Raw genomic sequence first — 17,607 nt, 5'->3', positions numbered from 1 at the left:
CGGCGCCTCCAGGGCCGGCGCGCTCACGGCGCCGGGCTCGGGTAGCGGGCGTGGATCTGGTCGATCTCGGCGAGCACCTCCTTGCCGAGCACCACGCCCGCGCTCTTCACGTTCTCCTCGAGCTGCCCGAGCGTGGTCGCCCCGAGGATCGTGCTCGCCACGAACCAGCGGCTGCGCACGAAGGCGAGCGCGAGCGAGGCCGGGGTGAGGCCGTGCGCGCGGGCCAGCTTCACGTAGGCCTGCACCGCCTCCTCCACGTTGGGCTTCCGGTACCGCTGGCCGAAGGTCTCGAACCGGGCGAGGCGCGAGCCCGGCGGAGGTCCGCCGAGGTACTTGCCCGTGAGCAGGCCGAAGGCGAGCGGGCTGTACGCGAGCAGCGACACGTCCTCGCGGCGCGAGGCCTCCGCGAGCGCCGAGTCGAACGTGCGGTTGACGAGGCTGTAGGCGTTCTGGATCGACACCGGCCTCGGGAGCCCCAGGTGCTCCGCGATGCGGCTGAACTGCGTCACTCCCCAGGCGGTCTCGTTGCTGAGCCCGAGATAACGGACCTTGCCGTCGCGGATCACCTCCGCGAGCGCCGCGAGCTGCTCGGGGATCGGCGTGCTCGAGCGCTCGCTCGCCGGATCGTAGGCGGTCGCGCCGAACTGCGGCACATACCGATCTGGCCAGTGGATCTGGTAGAGATCGATATAATCGGTCCTGAGCCGCCGCAGGCTGTCCTCGACCGCGCGCCGCACGTTCGCGCGGTTGACCGCGAGAGACCCGTTGCGGACCCACGGGATAGGGCGGCCCGGCCCCGCGATCTTCGTGGCGAGGACCACCCTGTCGCGCGGCTTCTGGCTCAGCCACTCGCCCACGTAGCTCTCCGTGCGCCCCTGCGTCTCGGCGCGGGTCGGCACGGGGTACATCTCGGCCGCATCGACGAAGTTGATGCCCGCGTCGAACGCGTAGTCGAGCTGCGCTTTCGCGTCCTCGAGCGTGTTCTGCTCGCCGAACGTCATCGTCCCAAGGCAGAGCTCCGAGACCCGGAGCTCGCTGTCACCCAGCTGTCGGTAGTTCATCGCTGTTCCGTCCGTGGGGCGTCCAGTACCACGGAGCGGCGGCCTTGTCCACCATAACGGACATAACATCTTATATGACGGACGTGCCCGGGCGGCGTGGCTATGATCAAGGCGAGCGCTGGAGTCGCGGCGTGAGCGCTTCGACGAGGAAGTCACGAAACGCCGCGATGCGGTGGGGCAGGTACCGCGCGGAGGGGTACACGAGGTGCAAGGGCGCCCCCGAGGCCACGTGCGACGGCAGCACGCGCACGAGGCGGCCTCGCGCGACCTCGCGGGCGCACAGGACGGCCGGGAGCAGGCCGATGCCGACGCCCGCCAGCACCGCGCGCCGCGCGAAGCTGAGCTCGTCGACGGCGAGCGGCCCCTCGACCTCCACCGTCTCGTCCCCCGCGGGCCCCTGGAGCGTCCACGCGGCGCGGCCGCGCGTCGCGCGAAAGAGGACGCACCGGTGCGCTGCCAGGTCGCCGAGGCTCCCGGGGACCCCGGCGCGCTCGAGGTACCGAGGCGAGGCGTACAGCGCGACTTCCACCTGCCCGATCCTTCGCGCGATGACCGAGCCGTCGCGGAGCGGCCCGGCCCGCAGCGCCAGATCGAAGCCCTCCTCCACGAGATCCACGACGCGCCCCGTGAGGACGACGTCGATGCGGACGGCCGGGTGGCGCCGCACGAACCGGGCGATCGCCGGCTCGAGCATCGCGACGCCGACGTCGACGGGCGCGGTGATGCGGATGGTGCCGCGCACCACGGCCTCCAGATCGGCCGCCATCGCGGCGGCTTCCTCGAGGCTCGCGACGCCGCGCGACGCCCGCTCGTAGAACGCCGCGCCGGCCTCGGTGAGCCTCACGCTGCGCGTCGAGCGGTGCAGGAGCCGCGCTCCGAGCGCCTGCTCGAGGAGCGCGACCGAGCGGCTGACCGAGGACTTCGGCAACCCCAGGACCCTGGCCGCCGCGGTGAAGCCCTGCTCATCGACGACGCGGACGAAGACGGCGATCCGGTTGAGGTCCATTGTTCGTCCCTGGAGAACAGCCTGTTCTCAAACGCCTGTCTAGTGCGTTCCCAAGCAACGATGCATCTTGCCTCCTGTGACCCACGGCCAGCGCGCCCCGGATGACCCGGGCGCGGCGAGCCCGAACCTCTTCAGAGGAAGGACAACCAGCCATGAACACCACGACCAGCACCACCACCCCGAGCGCGACCCCCTCCCAGGCTGCCCGGTGGACGATCGACGCGGCGCACTCCAGCGTCTCGTTCTCCGTACGCCACATGATGATCTCGAACGTGCGCGGCGAGCTCGAGGGCGTCGCCGGCGAGGTCCTCTACGATCCGCGACACCCCGAGGCGACGAAGGTCTCCGCCACGATCGACGCGGCGTCGATCCACACCCGCGAGAAGCAGCGCGACGCGCACCTGCGGAGCGCCGACTTCCTCGATGTCGAGACGTACCCGACGATCACGTTCGCCGGACGGAGCGTCCTGCGTCGCGGCGGCGGGCTCGACATCGTGGGTGACCTGACGATCCGCGGCGTCTCTCGCGAGGTGACGCTCGCGGTCAGCGAGCTCTCGGGCGAGCACCGCGATCCGTACGGCAACCGCAAGCTGGGCGCGACCGCCACGACGAAGATCCGCCGCAGCGATTTCGGGATGAGCTTCAACGCCGTCCTCGAGACAGGCGGCGTCCTCGTGGGCGACGAGATCTCGATCACCCTCGATATCCAGCTGATCAAGCAGGCGTGAGCGCCGGCAGGGCCATCCGCCCGGCGCCGGCGCCCACGAGCAGTCTAGTCCCCGGTGGACAGGATGCGTACGTCGCGCCCGTCGCATTCCGTATCGTCGAGCGGCTGCCACATGTCGCTGGCAAACTCGAAAAAGTCAGGTGGGACCACCATCGAGAAGGTATCTCCCTTCTGCTGGTTGCGCCGCTGCACGCGCTCGCGGCGCAGATCGCGGGGCGCATCCAGCACGTGGATGGTCATGCGATGCCCGCTGACGTCGACACGCTCGTAGAATCGCTCCCGGTGGTCCCGGCGAATGAGGCCAATCTCGAGCACGACGCTGGTGCCCACCTCGAGCATCCTCTCGGTCAGCGTCCAGATCTGCTCGATGCACCGTCCGGTGCGCTCGAGGTACCACTCCAGGACGCCCGTATCCGGGCGGTCCGGCCGGAAGAGCGCCGCCATCCACTCGTCCAGGTTCAACCGCACGGCGCGCTGCTCTCGACAGAGCTGCAGCGCGAACGTCGACTTGCCGGCACCCACTGGCCCCACGATGAGGTGAAGGTGCGCCATGCCGCGCGGCGCCGCGTGCTGCTCGCCGGGCGCGGCGCGCATCGAAGATGTCCTGTCCTCGTGGGTCGTCATCTTTTTCATCGATCTCTCCTCGGTGTGGGGCGCCACGCGTCGATCCGCGACCCGCGACCCGGGGCAGGGCGTGATCGCCTCGGAGCATGGGCCACGATCGTGCGATGGGGGGCGAGCGCTCGTCGCGCTCCGTTGCGGGCGACGTGCGTCGCGGGCCTGCGGTGAAGCGCGCGCAGTGAGCTCGTCGCGGGCGGGATCAGAAACGAAAACGCCAGCTGGAGGGCTGGCGCTCCCGAGGTTGTACCGAGAGGGGCCGGGGGTCGCAAAGCAAAATCGTACGGGGCCCATAGCGGCCGAAGCCCTGACGCGCGTACCGCGTCCCGCAGGACCCCTCGGAACCCCACGTGCCTAGGATCTCGCTCGTGCCCGGGGGGGTTCCCCCGGAATTTCGGGGGGACGTGACGGGGGTCGGGTGGTGTTGAGCGCGGGAGATGGGGCCGCGGAGGACCCGCCCGCTCACGGCCGAGGCGATCGGCTGAGGGCGGGTCGGCCCTCCAGGAAGACGCCGACGAGGACGCCGAGGTAAGCGCCGGCATGGAGCCCGCTGCAGACGAGGTACCGCGTGGCGGCACCGTAGGACCACGCGCCGAGGCTCGCCTCGCGCACGCCGAACGGGTCGAGCGCCGCCATGACGGCCGGGCAGAGCGCGAGTGCCGCGGCGAGCGCCGCCATGATCCTGGTCAGCCAGGCGCGCCACGAGAACCTGTCGCTGAGCCCGGCGCGGAGGAGGCCCACGCCGGTGACGAGGGCGCCGAGCGGCAGACCTCCGCGGAACCCCGTCCACGCGACCGCGAGCCGGAACGGCAAGCTCGAAGCGGCGAGGCCCTTTCCGTCGAGGAAGTACTCCGGAGAGATTGTGGCGGTGACCTGATCGAAGAGCGCTCCACAGGCGCCCGCGGCCAGGGCGCCAGCGAGGAGGGCGAGGTACTCGCGAGGACGGGAGGGCGAGGCGGGTGGGCGAGGCCGCATGGCGCCCACGATACGATGGGCGGAGGCGATCGCGGCAAGCTTGCCGGTACTCCTCGGCCTTGGCCACGGCCCCTGAGGAATCCCCTCAAATTTTTCGGAGAATTCACAGGGAGGCGGGGAGACGGGGAGTAAAATCTCAGAAAAACTCCCCGCCTCCCCGCCTCCCTGTTCAATTTCCCGCTGTAAACGGGCACAAAATGAGGGGATTCCCCAGCCACGGACCCGCTGCTCTCCCAGCGAAGGTGGGTGCCGCGCGAGCCAGTTGAGCGAGCTCAGGGCGCGGCGCGACCGAGGAGCGCGGCGCCGCGCTCGCGCCCTATCGCCGTCGTCTCCTTCGTTCGAGCCGGCCCGTCATGCGCGCGCGGGACGCGGGCCGCACAGCGGGCGTAGCGCGTCGCGCTCGGCCGTGGACAGCACCGTGACCGGGCACGCTGGATTGCCGCTCGCGCGGTCGAAGAACGGGTGTGGCCACGTCTTGCCGCGGACCTTCCAGCCGAGCACCTTCCGGATCGTGCGCGCGATGAAGCGCACGTTCGGCTTCACCGAACCAGGCGGCGGCTCGCCGATCGCGAACTTGCCGAAGAGCCGGCCGCGCGGCGCGCCGAAGACCTCGTCGCACGGGCGTGCGCTCGGCGATTGCTGGAACAGCTCGGTGGCGAGGCCGACGAACGGCAGTCGCGGCGTCCACGTGTCGCCGAGCGGCGTCTTGCAACAGCTCGCGTACCAGCGATAGGCGCCCTTCGGCGTGAGGCGCACGGCGGCAACGAGCTCGCCGCCGCGGTCGAACGAGACGGTCGAAGGAGCAACCTGCACGAGGTCCGAGCCGCCGTGCTCGTCGAGCAGATCCGCACGGCCGAGATGGTGCAGGAATGCCTGGCAGTCGTCGCAGTAGCAGACAACGCGGTTCACCGCGCTCGGCGACGCATCGCGCAGCCATCCGTGAAGCTTTCCGCAACGACACTGGAGCTCGACGTCTCGGGCCATGGAGCTTGCGTATCACGTCTCGACGCGCGATGCGCGTGCTTCTCCCGCCGCGCGGCGGACGGCGGCTGACAGCGCCCCGATCACGGCCCCGTGAAGAGGGCAGAGATGTGGATCTTCACCAGCGGATCCGTCGCCTCGGTGTAGACGACCTCGCTCACCCCGCCGATCTCCCGGCGGACGATCACGTCCTCGAAAATCCCGGGCCCGCCTCCGAACTGGAGCAGCGCCCCGCACCCGTCGAGCTTCGATGTCGACGCGCTGACCTCGGCCGCTTCCGCCGGAAGAGGAGGGAAGACGCCGAGCCGCGTCGCGTTCCCGCGCCCGTCCACCTCCCAGAGCTCCTGGCTGCTGCCGTCGTCGCTCGGCGCCTCCGAGCCAAGCACCAGCAGGAACCTGTCCGGTGCCTTGGCGCGCGCGGTGTGGAGCCGCTCGATGCTGGGAAGACCCACGATGGGCATCGACGTCGACGTGGCAAGGTGAATCACGCTCTGCTCGGTCAGCGCGAGATCGCCGTGGCCCAGGTGGAGCAACCCGTTGTCCGGATCGGCGTGGACAACGGCTCCGCGCTCATCGTACCAGGTGGCCAGGTCCGATCGGCAGCGGTGCAGCACGGTGCCTGCGGGGGACACGAGGAAGCCGGCGAGCGGGTCGGACTCCGGATCGCACGGCGGCGTGGACAGGACGGCATCGTTCTCGAGCGGCGCTGCCGGGTAGGCGTCGCCAGCGTAAGGGCAGCCGTCGCAGCGGAACTCGCGGAGCAGGTCCTCGAAGACGTTGATATAGAGCAGCCGTCCGCCGGCGGGGAGGATCTGGGCGCTTCGCTCGTTGACATCGCAGTCGAACCCCACCGCGGCCGATCCCGGCGAGCCCCAGTGCACAACCGCGTCCTGCCCGCAGATTCCCTCGAACAGCGTCCCGGCGAGGTAGACCTGCTCGGGATCGAGCACGTCTCCGGCGACCGCCGCGGAGGCCCCGCTGCAGTCCGGCGCGTGGTCGCCGCCGCTGCCACCGCTGCCGCCTTCGCCACGCCCGCCGCTGCCGCCTTCGCCACGCCCGCCGCTGCCGCCTTCGCCACGCCCGCCGCTGCCGGAGCCGGCCGCCCCCGCGCCGCCTGTCCCGCTCGCCGTCGGGCCCCCGGCGCCGCCGCTGCCCGCACCGTCGCTGCTCGCGCTGATAGCCGGCGCGTCGCCGCCGCTGCCACCGCGCCCAGCGGGCGTCTCCACGCTCGAAGAGCAGGCTGCAAGCAGGATGAACGCGGCAGGACTGACGAGGTGACGCATGAATTGACCTGTCTGCGGGGAGCGGGACGCCCGCTCAGGACGGGTCGCGCGCAGGGCCGCAGTCGACGAGGGTTGAACAAGCGATGGGGTCAGTAGCTCCGGCCCCATCATGGCGTGGGCCACCGAATGCGTCGACTGACCGTGGCGTGCTGTCCCGGGCGCTGGGACGCGCGAGCGCGCGCGCCTGCCCGCTGGCAGCAGCGGCGGCATGCGGCAGTGCCAGCGGGGCGGACGGACGCGCGCGCGACGCATTCGCCCCTGACGTTCTCTCATCGCTCCGCTGTTCGTCACCCCCGTGCGGGGCCTGGTCGGCGAAGGTCCTTGTTGGCGTCGTCCCCCTGCGTCTCGTCCCCTGCCCCGTTCAGGAGGTGTCCGGGATGTGATGTCGGGAGCTCGTGAATCAGCGACGCCCCATGGAGATCTCTGCCATCGTTCGCGCTTCGCGCGTCTCGCGCGCTCGCCCCTGCTGCTGGAGCAAGGGTGTCCTCCAGGCTGCACAGCTCGATTATCGACCCATCATCGCTTTCTCAGGAGGGCGGAATGCGCGCCTCTCGTTCCGTCGCGAACCCGTGAATGCAACGTGACTGTACGACCGAAACAGCTGCACGAGGAGCTTGACTTCGGACCGTGTTTACGTGTTTCAATATCAGCTCATGCTCGGGCTCCTCTCACGCCGAGCATGCCGGTGCGAGACCCACTTCAACAGCCACGGTGTGACCGGGCACACGGTCGGTGCAGATGGGTGTACACGGTCGTGATAAAAAGAGCCCTGGCCGGGAATTTAGTGAACCCGGACAATGGGCGGCTGAGCTCGCAGGCAGATTTCTGGTTTACTTATCCATCTTGAGCAGAAGCCTGCGACCCGGCCGGCCGGATCATGGAGAACTTTGATGCGAATCGATCGCTTGCTTGGTCATGTGTCCCTGTCGTTCGCGTGCTGCCTGCTCGCCTGCAGCATCGAGCCAGCCGATCTGGAAGACAGCGACTCCTTCGACTCCGCGGTGAACAGCGCGGATAACACGATGGCGGCGGACCTCGTGCTCCAGTCGCAGTGGGGCAGCGGGTACTGCGCGGAAGTGACGGTGACGAACAACGGCCCCGGCGCGGCCACCGCCTGGAGCCTGGCCATCGCGCTCAACGGCTCGACGGTGACCAACCTGTGGAACGGGATCTCCACGACGTCGGGCGGGCAGATCAACGTCAAGAACCAGAGCTACAACGGATCGCTGGCTGCTCGACAAAATACGAAATTTGGGTTCTGCGCGAACGGCACCGGGAGGCCCACCGTCGCCTCGGTCAACGGCAATGGAGGCTCGGGCACCAGCACGACCGCGTCATCGTCGAGCAGCAGCGCGAGCTCGTCCTCCAGCGCCTCGTCCACTAGCGCCTCGTCCTCCAGCTCGTCGTCATCGACCTCCTCGTCCTCGAGCTCCTCGTCGAGCAGCGGCCAGGGCGGCGCCGGCGGTGCGGGCGGCTCCGGCGGCGGGGGCGGCTCCGGCGGCTCCGGGGGCGGCGGCGGCGGGACGCCGGGCGCGAAGTTCGTGGGCAACATCACGACGAGCGGCCAGGTGCGCAGCGGCTTCGCGAACTACTGGAACCAGATCACGCCCGAGAACGAGGGCAAGTGGGGCGATGTCGAGAGGTCCCGCGGCGTCCGAGACTGGAGCAAGCTCGACGCGATCTACAAGTACGCGAAGGACAACAACATCATCTTCAAGCAGCACGTCTTCGTGTGGGGCAGCCAGCAGCCGAGCTGGCTCGCGAACCTCTCCGGGGCGGATCAGCAGGCGGCCGTGAAGGACTGGATGCGGTCGTTCTGCGCGCGCTACCCCGACACGAAGTACATCGACGTCGTCAACGAGCCGCCGCCCCACACCACGCCTTCCTACAAGAACGGCATCGGCGGCGACGGCGCCAGCGGCTGGGACTGGATCGTCAACTCCTTCAAGTGGGCCCGCGAGTACTGCCCGCGCGCGGTCCTCATCCTCAACGACTACAACAACATCGAGTACGAGAACGACCACAACAACTTCATGCGGATCGCGAGGGCGGTGATCAACGCAGGCGCCCCGGTCGACGCGCTCGGCGCCCAGGCGCACGACGCCTACAAGATCAACACGAACACGGTGAAGGGGTACATCGACAAGATGGCCGCGCTGGGCAAGCCCGTGCACATCACCGAGTACGACATCGGCATCGCGAACGACGCGGAGCAGCGCCGGGTGATGCAGGAACAGTTCACGATGTTCTGGAACCACCCCTCCGTGCCCGGCATCACCCTGTGGGGTTATATCGTCGGCGCGACCTGGAGGGACAACACGGGTATCCAGCATTCGAACGGCACCATGCGGCCGGCCATGACCTGGCTGATGGACTTCCTCGACCGCTGACGAGCCGCGGGCCCGGCCGCCGCGCCGGGCTGCCCGGATCGCAGAGGACGACAGCGCTCCGGGCCGCACGCGAGCAGGAGGGCGCCGAGCGCATCCGCAACAGAATCGCTGCGCCCTCCTCGCCGCCATGATTATGCATTGGATGCATGGTCGCTCACGGCAGGAAAACGACGAGGACGGCCACGATGCCCTTGTTTGGGCGGATACGACTGCCCGCCGCTACCGCTGCCTCCGTTGCGGCGGCCGCACCGTGCTCGTCGTCGTGCCTCACGGCGTGCTTGGCCGACGCGTGTACAGCGCCGCCGCGCTCGGCTTGGCCCTTGCGCTCTGGGCTTCGCGCTCGCGACGGCGGCCGAGGTCCGTCGGCGCGCGGGCCCGGCGAGGATCCTCGGCGAAACGCCGCCAGCGGCTGAACCACGCTGCGCGGGCGGGCACGCCATATCTCGCACAGACGTCTCTTTGCTGAAGCCCCGGACCCAGGCCCCTCCGCATCGCTCCCCCAGAGCGCGGCCGTCGCCGCGGGGTCGCAAAGTAGTCGGGCCGACGCACTACGACAACCCGTCGTCCTGGCCGGGCGTGAAGTCGAGCGTGTGCTTGTCGAGGTCGGCAATGACCCAGCCTCCGCGGTTCTCGGGTCTGATAATTTCTCTGAATACCTTGAAGCCGTCGAGGAACGCACGCTCCCATTGCCAGGCTGCACATCGCTCAGCCTCGAAGCCACGGACGAGGTCCTGGACGAGCTTCAAAAGGTCGTAGTCAAGACTCCTGAGGCCCTCGAACAGCTTGCGCTCCAACGCGCGCCCAAATACAAATGTTGCGATGCCCTCCTCGATGAGAATTGCCCGTGCGCCATCCTCGCTCTCATCAAGTTCCGGGCAACTCTTTCGCTTCACGCGGAACAGAGATCGTAAAACGGGCGACCATTCCAGATGAACAGCATTTGCGATATGAAAAACGTCGTGGAAGCGATAGTCATCCTTCTCGGACTTGTTGTCCGTCAATCGGTCGCCGATAATCACGCCATTTCGCTTCTGAAGGACGTACGTCTTTCCACCGACCGGATATTCCTTGATGAACATCCGGAATTGGCGAGGAAGGCGCTCGTTCAGCGGCAACTCGCGATCTGATGGAACCGGTTCCGGGTACGGCGTGTCAGCGAGCGGCCAGCGGCTGAACGTTTTTTCCAGGTTGCCGTGTGCCGCCAAGTCAAGATCGACACCCGCGGCGTCGGCCGTTGAAACGAGGGCTCGCAGGATTCCCAAGATACGGCCCGAGATCGCGTCACGATTACCGCTCAGCTTACCGGTTCGGTGCGCCTCGACAAAGTCGCCCGCGCAGGCGGCGAGTTCCTCCGCCGCCATTGTCACGTCTTTCTCCGGGTCCTTCGTAGCGTGCTTCTGAACGTTGCCGAATGTAATCCCGGCAATGTTGGTCTCTTCGTCCCAAGTGTGAAGAGCGCTGTGCGGTACCCGCTGAGCAACCAACGCCAGACGAATGTGCGAGTGGGAGGCGACGGTACTCAGGTACCAGAGTGCATCGCCAAGCTCCTCTAGTATGGTTGCGTCGTATGTTGCATACGCTTCGCCTTCGCGGCGCTTCTTCTTGAGCGCCGCCAGCAGGCTCCCGATCTCGCCGAACAGGCCGAGGATCGGCGTGCCAAGATCGTCTCGGCCCATCCTGTCAGTTCGGTGAGCTGCATCCTGATAACCCTGGATCGTGACCGTCGCTTGGCCTGTGACTTCTGGCGGCAGGACTACGAAAGGCTTTTGTCGCGACATTGTCACCTCGATCTCTTGCTAACCGTAAGCATCCACGATTGGCGTAGCATTGCGCGTCTTACCGCGGCACGTTACCAACAAGGGCGCCACTTCCCCTTTTTTCCACCCCCACTTTTTTCCGTGCTCAAGTACGGCCATCGTCGAGTGGCAAACGAGAGGTCCAGTGGCCACGCCAACTTGCTCGGCGACGAACGCTTGGAGGCGCGCGAGACCAAGCAAATTCCCGTACGCGCGCTGAATGTAATAGTGCGATCGGTACATCACGGTAAGGTGCACCTTGCCACCGATCAGCTTGAAGCTGAGATGGCTCAGACAGGGGCCGCCCAGGCGTGAGCCGCGATCCTCATCATCGTCGTAGGTGGCGAGGTCGAAGCCGAAGCCGAGTCCGACTTCGTATGACGCACGAACAGGGTTTTTCTGACGCATCTTCTTGATGAGTTCTGCGAGGGGATTGTACTCGCGCCCATTACAGTCGGTGCGCCGAAGCAGACGGTGGGCATACGTACCCCAGTGGCGGAATTGAGGATGATCTTTGATCCGCGGGAAGATCTCATCGGGGTAGCTTTTATACACACCGTCCAGCCCGCGATGCACGTATTCGTAGCCAGGAAAAATCGTCTCAGCAACGGTGTGGCTATTGTACTGATCATGAGCAATCAGGAACGCGTCGAGCGCCTCGGCTACGGCTTTATCGTGCCGTCGTACGCGTGCCGGTTCTTTGATGTGAAGAACGACGGTCGTGTCGACCCAGCCGGGCTGGGCGAGCAAATGCTCGCATGCATCGAGCCAGCTTTGCGCGAGCGTCGTGCCCTGAATCAGCTTCATCTCTCGGTTCCTTGTCTCCGCTATGTGATAACGCCGGTCATTTCAAGTTGCGGCGTGAGATACAGATCGTGCAGCCAGCCGTGGCCGGCTTGACCCCATGTTGTTCCCCAACTGTTGCGGACTAGCATGTACTGGCCGTCACCGGAATGGCCAGAGCCCACCGCCAGCAGCGCGTGCCGGCGAGTCGTCACAGTGTCGCCAGCGCGGGCGCGGACGATGGCGTCCTTGTCCGGCGTGTACATCGCGACTGTGAGCGTCACGATCAGTAGAACGGGTGTGCCGGTCTGAATGAGTTCTCGAACCTGCACGACGTCTCGTTGGGCGAACGCGATCGTTGCCTTGTGAGTGGGTACCGTGACAGCTGGAGGCTTCCAGTTCGAAGCGTCAGGCGTCTTCACGGCGTACGGCCACACGATCTCCGGTGGTTGACCATCATGTATTAGCGCATCGCGAACCACGCTCCGCGTCAAGCCCTTCTTTGGATCGTTGTGGGATCGCTGAACACCGCTATAGAACAGGAACTCCGGCGAAAGATAGTCGCTCGAACCACGCTTGGCTTCATGCGCCGCGGAGACAGCGAACACCAAACATGTAGGTCTCTGGCCTTGGTCGCGCGCCTCGGCGAGGCGATCACGAAGGTCAGCGTCGATCGTGATGGTCATGCCGCCGCCGCTGCCTCTCGAGTAATGCGGGGAAGCCCTTGCTCCTTCCCCTGCAGATCGAGAATGACGGAGAGCTTTGCTGCGGAGTCCTCCGGGTGCCACGGCCGTCGCTCGGAAAACGACACCCGATATTCACCCGCAGCACGTACCCGCGTAACGAGCACACGAGTCAGTTCGCCGCCCAATTCGTCTCCGTCGCTCTCCTCGCGATAATCCTCGATGATCTCCAATCCGTGCTGCTGAAGACGAGTCTCGTCCCAGAGGTACCCCGCTGACGGGCGCTCCTTGCACCGAAAGACAACGATGTCGTCTGGGCCGCCCTCGAACGTGAGCCCGTCATCAGCTTCATCGATGATCCACACGTCCGCCCACGGGTTCGTCAGCTCGGCACGTCCTGCAAGGACAGCGAGTTTGATCTTTTTCGGTTCCGTCTCTCGAAGCTTGTCTACGATCCTTTGATCCAGGATTTTATGCCCGGAGAGCCCCCAGCAAGTCGCGTCGAAGCTCGCTCCCATGCGAAGCGAGAGCTGATATACGTTCTGAGGGCTAGCGAGCGCCTGAGTGCCCCAACGATGACGCCCGGCATGGTGGATGTACAACCACCGGGGCAGCATGAATTCGGATGCAAAGGCGTCCGCAGCGATCTCCTGAGGGTCCTTAGACTCGCCGCGCCAGAGCCCGATCTGCTCGTCAAGGCTGGAAGCAGTATGGCCCATGAACAGGTGACCGAGTTCGTGAGCGGCCGTGAAACGCTGCACGTGTAGGTCGCGTTGCGTCGACACGAGGATACCTGGCATCGGGAAGTTGGGCGGTCCCAGGTATGCGCCCAGCAATCCACTGAGAGGACGAAAAAGGAGCAGTGCGCCGAGTTCAGTTGCAGCCCGAAAAACGTCGATACGGGAGAGCGCACTACCCTGGAAGGCAATCCGCGTCCCGAGCTTGGCGTGAAGCCGCTGCGCTGCCTGCGTGCCCTCCAGAATCGCGTCACGTCTCGCCATTATCAGCCCTCCCCCTTGGCCGGCGCTTTCGTGCTGAGGAACTCGGCGAATCGAAGCAATTCCGCGCGGTCCGCCTCCGTAAGCTTGACAGCTGCACGTGCAAGATGCTGTACAGTCAGGGGGACGGGTGCGTCGATCACATCAGTGTCACCAGTGAACTCGGCAACGGGGCGCTGGTACAGCTCTGCAAACCTCTTCAACTCAAGGGCATCGACCCTTCGCTGCCCGCTCTCGATCAATGAAACAGCCGAGCGCGTCACCCCAACAGCTTTCGCGACTTCGTCCTGCGATAGCCCGAGGTATTCGCGGGCGTCCCGAAGCTTGAGGCCGAGGCGCTTCCTGTCTTCGCTCATGGCAGTACCCGTGAAGAGGGTCTGGACGGAGCTGCTGGTATACCAGCGCTCGCCAGCCCAGGTTTTGCGACATCGAGACATTTCTCTCGGATTTTCGGGAGCAACTTCCCGATCAGGTCATCCACAGACGCGTATCCGCCCGCTTTGATTACTGAAACAGGAATTCTGCAGCCGGGTCCGAGAAGTCCCTCAAGATCGATGAGTAGTGAAACACAACGTTTCGAATCGATGGCAGGCATGTCCCAGATCGAGCCATCGTCCGTGTCTGCATCGCTCGCACGGCGAACGGCCTCATCGAACGAGGTGCACTCGCGCTCAGCCCAGTCGCGCGTCAACGCCTGCAACGCCGGCAGCAGAACGTCAAATTTGGCCTTGTTCGGCAGACGAACGCTCATTGCTACCTCGACTCAGAGAACTTCCGTTTCCCCGAGCTACATGGGAGTATTGTTCGAAAATCGAACGCCGTCAAGGCACGGTGCTATTTTTTCGCACAAGTACAGGGAAGCATGGTACAATCTGGAGCGTGATCCGTGTCCCCTCGCCCATGATCGTCGGCGGTCCTCGTCCGCACTGGACCACGGCTGAGGTCGCTGGTTGTCCATTCGGGGTACTCGTCGCTGCGCTCTGCCCAGGGAGGGCACCGGACGAGCTCGTGGCGTCGCTCGCCGTGGATGAGCAGGCGTACGCGAACGCTCTCCCCTCGTCTTCGCGCCGCAGCGAATGGCTCGGGGGGCGCCTCTGTCTAGCGAAGGCGATGGCTCGTTTCTCGACGATGCGGCCGCCGATGCTGTGCACAGACTCGGGTGCGGCTGTCCTACCCGAAGGCTTGGCCGGCTCAGTGAGCCACAAGGACGCGGTGGTTGTCGCGTTGGCGGCGCAGCTGACGGGAGGCCTCGGAGTCGACGTGGAGTGCATCAGCGAACGCGATGCTTCCCTCGAGCGGAAAGTACTGACGGAGGCAGAGCGCTCGCGTCTGCGCGAGTGCACCGATATTCCAGTCGCACAGTACGTGACTGCTCACTTTTCCATTAAAGAGGCGATTTACAAGGCGTTGGAAACCAAGGACCAGGTGGACCTCGAGTTCGACGATATCGACGTAGAACTCGCGACGGTCACCCAACAGGTGTGGCTCATGCCGGCAGTAAAACTGCTCACCCGGCACTCGGTCGTAAGGACGGCCATCTTGCTGGATGGCGACTGGGTGCTCGCGGCGGCGCTTCGTGAGCCGTGCACCTGAGTTCGCGGGTCTCCAAGCCGAAGTCCTGTTCACTGCTATGAACACACACAATTGTCGAACAACATGCCTCGACGGCCTGCAACGGTGAGGGAGTGCCGCGCATCGCTGCCGTGCGTGGATTCAGCACGGCCGCCCTAATGCCCGCGAACATCAGTTGCGCTCGCCGCCTAGGACATGAGCGTCAACTGCACGTGACGTCGAGTTGCTGCGCGAGCGGCGGCCATAGACGGCGGGGAGACAATGTGCCATTTCGGCGGATACCATTGCGGCAGCGGGCGACTTGCGGCGACAAATCGCTGCTTGATGCGGGTGCGTCCCGAGGCGCCCGAGCATTTCGGGTGAGCAACACGCGCATACTTGTCGACCTCGCAAAATAGGTTCTGACAGTCGATGAGTTGAAGGGGTCGGCCCCAAAGATCTTCAAAAGCAAGCCCCCGCCGCTCAAATTCTACAGCGGCGCGTTCCGTCACAACTCGTATAATATCCTCGTCAGTCAGTCCGGCGGAATCCACAAAGCACTTTCGAATTCCATCGCGCGCTCCGGGGCCGGCGACCACAAAATCCATTTCTGAGAAGGAACAAACATCGCTATAGTTGATGTCGATCGCAAACTGGAAGGCTAAGAACGGGCCCAGCGAGGGGTAGGTCAGCAGTAGGTTGAAGACACCCTCAAGCGAGTCCGCCTTAGCAATTTTGCTAGGCACTCGATCCTCCATCATTCGCTCGAGCAATCGGAGATGGTTGCGGTGCTTCCGTTGGTTTCCGAACGGTGGAGACGGCATGATATAGGCGCCCGAGTAAATACTGTTCCCCCGTTCCAATTGCTGATCGAGCAGGTTCGCGTACTTCTCAAACTCGTACCCCCGCCAACTCACTTTTTCGAGATTGGCTTCCAGGTGCTCCCAAGTGTCGATCCGGTTGAAGATCTTAAATACCAGGCATCGAAAGAAGACCTCCTCTTCAGCTTGATCGCCTGTGTATAGAACGTTTCGAATCAGGAACTGACTCACGCGATCGGCTGCCCTATAAACATTCGTGAAGCGATAGCTGGCCAGGATCGGGTCATCAGTCCAAGGCGGGGGCTCGGCCCGGGCGCGCCGGTGGAAGACGGCCTGTCTCGCGTGCGCGAACAGCCAGTACGTCTCGTAGACCGGCGTGGGCTGGAGCGTCCGTCCGCTTCCGGCCGGGACTTTGGCGATGCTATCCATGCGTGCAGCGTACATCTTCCTGACCGTTTCGCCGATGGTTTCTGTCGCCTACTGAAGCCTTGGTCGGTACGTCGCGGCCGTCGATCTCGCAGTCCACCTTGACCGCTACGGTACAGCATGCTAGGGGCCACTGCTACGGCCGCACCTGCCTGTGCGTGGGTAGGCGGCCCAGTTAGACGCGGCTGTAGCAGCAGTTCCGCGCGACCTTGAGCCAACGGGCGTCCTGGGCGACGCCAACCTCGATCTTCGACGCCGGAGGACAGCACCTCGCCGGGCCCCTTCCATGCCCGCCCGGGTCCACCCGTGCCATGGCGGACGCCTCCCCGCGCCCAGCATCGTCGACCCCGGCGAGGGCCGCAAGGGATCGCGCCCATGAGGATGGCTGAGTGCCTACTCTCCGCCTTCTGGCCCGCTCCGCCTTGCCCCAGGCGACGTCCTGCCCATTCTCTCCGCGAGGGCCGCTCCCGTACCAGCAAGGCTCCAGCGGCGACTCGACGCGAACGGCGGGTCCGACTACCGGCGCGAGCTTGCGCGCTCCTCCGGTGCCGCCGGCAGACCGAGCAGCCGACCGACTGCCTCGTGAACGACCCCGGCTGCCACCTGATCCGCGCGCGCGACTGTGCGGCTCCAGGTGGTGGCTAGCGAGGCGACCACGGCCGCCCGAGGCGACGGATCGGTCGGCGCGAGTTCGAGCTCCCTTGGCCCGGGGCTCGTCGCTTGGGCCCGGGGTTGGGACAATGCCTTCCGAGGGAGTGCGATCCGTCGTCACGCTTCCCGGAAGTCCGACGGAACCCACGGATCGCGACGGTTCGCCATCGCAAATTCGTCCTTGGGCCTCTTCCCTGACGGTGAGGGAGTTCACCAGGAGCGCGCCAACCGCCGACTCGGGATGCGCGCCTGGTACACCGAGGTCAGATCTGGGCCGAACCACCGTGGACGAAGAGCTCGATGTTAGTGATATAGCTGCTGTCCTCGGAGGCCAAGAAGACGACAGCCTTGGCGATCTCATCGGGTGTCCCAGCACGGCCGAGCGGCGCCGCGTCGGCCGTGCTGGCCTTCAATTGATCGATTTGCTCGTCGGTCATCCCCGAAGCGCTCTACGCCGGCGTCACGATGACGCCGGGGCTGTGGCATTCACGCGGATGTTGCGGCCCTTCAGATCGACCGACCAGGTGCGTGTGAAGGATCGCACGGCCGCCTTCGACGCGCAGTAGACGCTGAGCCCGGGCTTGCCCTGGCTCGAGGAGATCGACGCGTTGCGGATGATCGACCCGCGCCTTTCATTAGCGGCAGCGCCTTCTGCACGGTGAGCAGCACGCCCTTGGAGACGTGGCCCTGGACGGTGATGGCGTTCCTGCCGATCTGCGCCGCCGCTGCTTCCAGCTCGGCCATTCGCCGGCCGGTGATGAAGACGGAGGTCGCACCCCGGAGCGCCGATCACGTCGCTCCACGGAGCAATGAACCGCCAGGGCGCCAAGGTCTAGATGGATCTCTTGCTGGCGTCC

18 protein-coding genes are annotated in these 17,607 nt (G+C 65.7%); 3 read left to right on the top strand and 15 right to left on the bottom strand.

All coding sequences use genetic code 11. From position 1 onward, the window contains the following. Window positions 1-23: 23 nt before the first annotated feature. Both WME75_RS04490 and WME75_RS04485 read right to left on the bottom strand, forming a co-directional pair. The gene (locus WME75_RS04490; protein ID WP_437486774.1) at window positions 24-1,061 is read right to left on the bottom strand and encodes an aldo/keto reductase; all 1,038 of its coding nucleotides are present in this window, start codon (window positions 1,059-1,061) and stop codon (window positions 24-26) included. A gap of 106 nt (window positions 1,062-1,167) precedes the next feature. Beyond that, complete coding sequence (locus WME75_RS04485; protein WP_437486772.1) at window positions 1,168-2,067, bottom strand: LysR family transcriptional regulator; 900 nt, start codon at window positions 2,065-2,067, stop codon at window positions 1,168-1,170. 152 nt (window positions 2,068-2,219) lie between these two features. Between WME75_RS04485 and WME75_RS04480 the strand changes: the two genes are divergently transcribed. Continuing rightward, window positions 2,220-2,795, top strand: a complete 576-nt coding sequence (locus WME75_RS04480; RefSeq protein ID WP_437486770.1) for a YceI family protein — start codon at window positions 2,220-2,222, stop codon at window positions 2,793-2,795. A 44-nt stretch (window positions 2,796-2,839) separates the two neighbouring features. Here WME75_RS04480 and WME75_RS04475 read toward each other — a convergent pair whose 3' ends face one another. The 4 genes from WME75_RS04475 to WME75_RS04460 all read right to left on the bottom strand — a co-directional run bounded on the left by WME75_RS04475 (window position 2,840) and on the right by WME75_RS04460 (window position 6,651). Then, complete coding sequence (locus WME75_RS04475; RefSeq protein ID WP_437486768.1) at window positions 2,840-3,388, bottom strand: AAA family ATPase; 549 nt, start codon at window positions 3,386-3,388, stop codon at window positions 2,840-2,842. Window positions 3,389-3,874: 486 nt separating this feature from the next. After that, window positions 3,875-4,387, bottom strand: coding sequence for a hypothetical protein (locus WME75_RS04470; RefSeq protein WP_437486766.1), 513 nt, complete (start codon window positions 4,385-4,387; stop codon window positions 3,875-3,877). A 351-nt stretch (window positions 4,388-4,738) separates the two neighbouring features. After that, window positions 4,739-5,371, bottom strand: a complete 633-nt coding sequence (locus WME75_RS04465; RefSeq protein WP_437486764.1) for a DUF6151 family protein — start codon at window positions 5,369-5,371, stop codon at window positions 4,739-4,741. Window positions 5,372-5,451: 80 nt separating this feature from the next. Next, complete coding sequence (locus WME75_RS04460) at window positions 5,452-6,651, bottom strand: hypothetical protein (protein ID WP_437486762.1); 1,200 nt, start codon at window positions 6,649-6,651, stop codon at window positions 5,452-5,454. An 890-nt stretch (window positions 6,652-7,541) separates the two neighbouring features. Between WME75_RS04460 and WME75_RS04455 the strand changes: the two genes are divergently transcribed. Beyond that, a complete protein-coding gene (locus tag WME75_RS04455; protein ID WP_437486761.1) occupies window positions 7,542-9,041 on the top strand; it encodes an endo-1,4-beta-xylanase in 1,500 nt (499 codons plus the stop codon). A 548-nt stretch (window positions 9,042-9,589) separates the two neighbouring features. On the opposite strand, the gene WME75_RS04450 is transcribed toward WME75_RS04455, so the two are convergent. The 6 genes from WME75_RS04450 to WME75_RS04425 are packed head-to-tail and all read right to left on the bottom strand — an operon-like array spanning window position 9,590 to window position 14,052. Then, window positions 9,590-10,819: a nucleoside triphosphate pyrophosphohydrolase family protein gene (locus tag WME75_RS04450; protein WP_437486760.1), complete on the bottom strand. Its 1,230-nt coding sequence runs from the start codon at window positions 10,817-10,819 to the stop codon at window positions 9,590-9,592. Window positions 10,820-10,837: 18 nt separating this feature from the next. After that, window positions 10,838-11,644, bottom strand: a complete 807-nt coding sequence (locus WME75_RS04445) for a hypothetical protein (RefSeq protein ID WP_437486758.1) — start codon at window positions 11,642-11,644, stop codon at window positions 10,838-10,840. Window positions 11,645-11,664: 20 nt separating this feature from the next. Next, a complete protein-coding gene (locus WME75_RS04440; protein ID WP_437486756.1) occupies window positions 11,665-12,306 on the bottom strand; it encodes a C1 family peptidase in 642 nt (213 codons plus the stop codon). After that, window positions 12,303-13,304 carry an ImmA/IrrE family metallo-endopeptidase gene (locus tag WME75_RS04435; protein ID WP_437486754.1) on the bottom strand — a complete coding sequence of 334 codons (1,002 nt, stop codon included), beginning with the start codon at window positions 13,302-13,304 and terminating at the stop codon, window positions 12,303-12,305. The genes WME75_RS04440 and WME75_RS04435 overlap by 4 nt, the downstream gene beginning before the upstream one ends. A 2-nt stretch (window positions 13,305-13,306) precedes the next feature. Beyond that, window positions 13,307-13,657 carry a helix-turn-helix domain-containing protein gene (locus WME75_RS04430; protein ID WP_437486752.1) on the bottom strand — a complete coding sequence of 117 codons (351 nt, stop codon included), beginning with the start codon at window positions 13,655-13,657 and terminating at the stop codon, window positions 13,307-13,309. Beyond that, window positions 13,654-14,052 carry a hypothetical protein gene (locus WME75_RS04425; RefSeq protein ID WP_437486750.1) on the bottom strand — a complete coding sequence of 133 codons (399 nt, stop codon included), beginning with the start codon at window positions 14,050-14,052 and terminating at the stop codon, window positions 13,654-13,656. Before WME75_RS04425 ends, WME75_RS04430 begins: the two co-directional genes overlap by 4 nt. A gap of 257 nt (window positions 14,053-14,309) precedes the next feature. Between WME75_RS04425 and WME75_RS04420 the strand changes: the two genes are divergently transcribed. After that, window positions 14,310-14,894: a 4'-phosphopantetheinyl transferase family protein gene (locus WME75_RS04420; protein WP_437486748.1), complete on the top strand. Its 585-nt coding sequence runs from the start codon at window positions 14,310-14,312 to the stop codon at window positions 14,892-14,894. Window positions 14,895-15,061: 167 nt separating this feature from the next. On the opposite strand, the gene WME75_RS04415 is transcribed toward WME75_RS04420, so the two are convergent. The 3 genes from WME75_RS04415 to WME75_RS04405 all read right to left on the bottom strand — a co-directional run bounded on the left by WME75_RS04415 (window position 15,062) and on the right by WME75_RS04405 (window position 17,543). Beyond that, the gene (locus tag WME75_RS04415; RefSeq protein WP_437486746.1) at window positions 15,062-16,102 is read right to left on the bottom strand and encodes a nucleotide kinase domain-containing protein; all 1,041 of its coding nucleotides are present in this window, start codon (window positions 16,100-16,102) and stop codon (window positions 15,062-15,064) included. A 911-nt stretch (window positions 16,103-17,013) separates the two neighbouring features. Beyond that, a complete protein-coding gene (locus WME75_RS04410; protein WP_437486744.1) occupies window positions 17,014-17,187 on the bottom strand; it encodes an SDR family oxidoreductase in 174 nt (57 codons plus the stop codon). Window positions 17,188-17,210: 23 nt separating this feature from the next. Continuing rightward, complete coding sequence (locus WME75_RS04405; RefSeq protein ID WP_437494741.1) at window positions 17,211-17,543, bottom strand: SDR family NAD(P)-dependent oxidoreductase; 333 nt, start codon at window positions 17,541-17,543, stop codon at window positions 17,211-17,213. Window positions 17,544-17,607 lie beyond the last annotated feature (64 nt).

Source organism: Sorangium sp. So ce1014, from assembly GCF_051521505.1.
Lineage (GTDB): Bacteria > Myxococcota_A > Polyangia > Polyangiales > Polyangiaceae > Sorangium.
The sequence above is the reverse complement of the archived record's forward strand: the minus strand, read 5'-3'. Positions and strand labels throughout refer to the sequence as shown.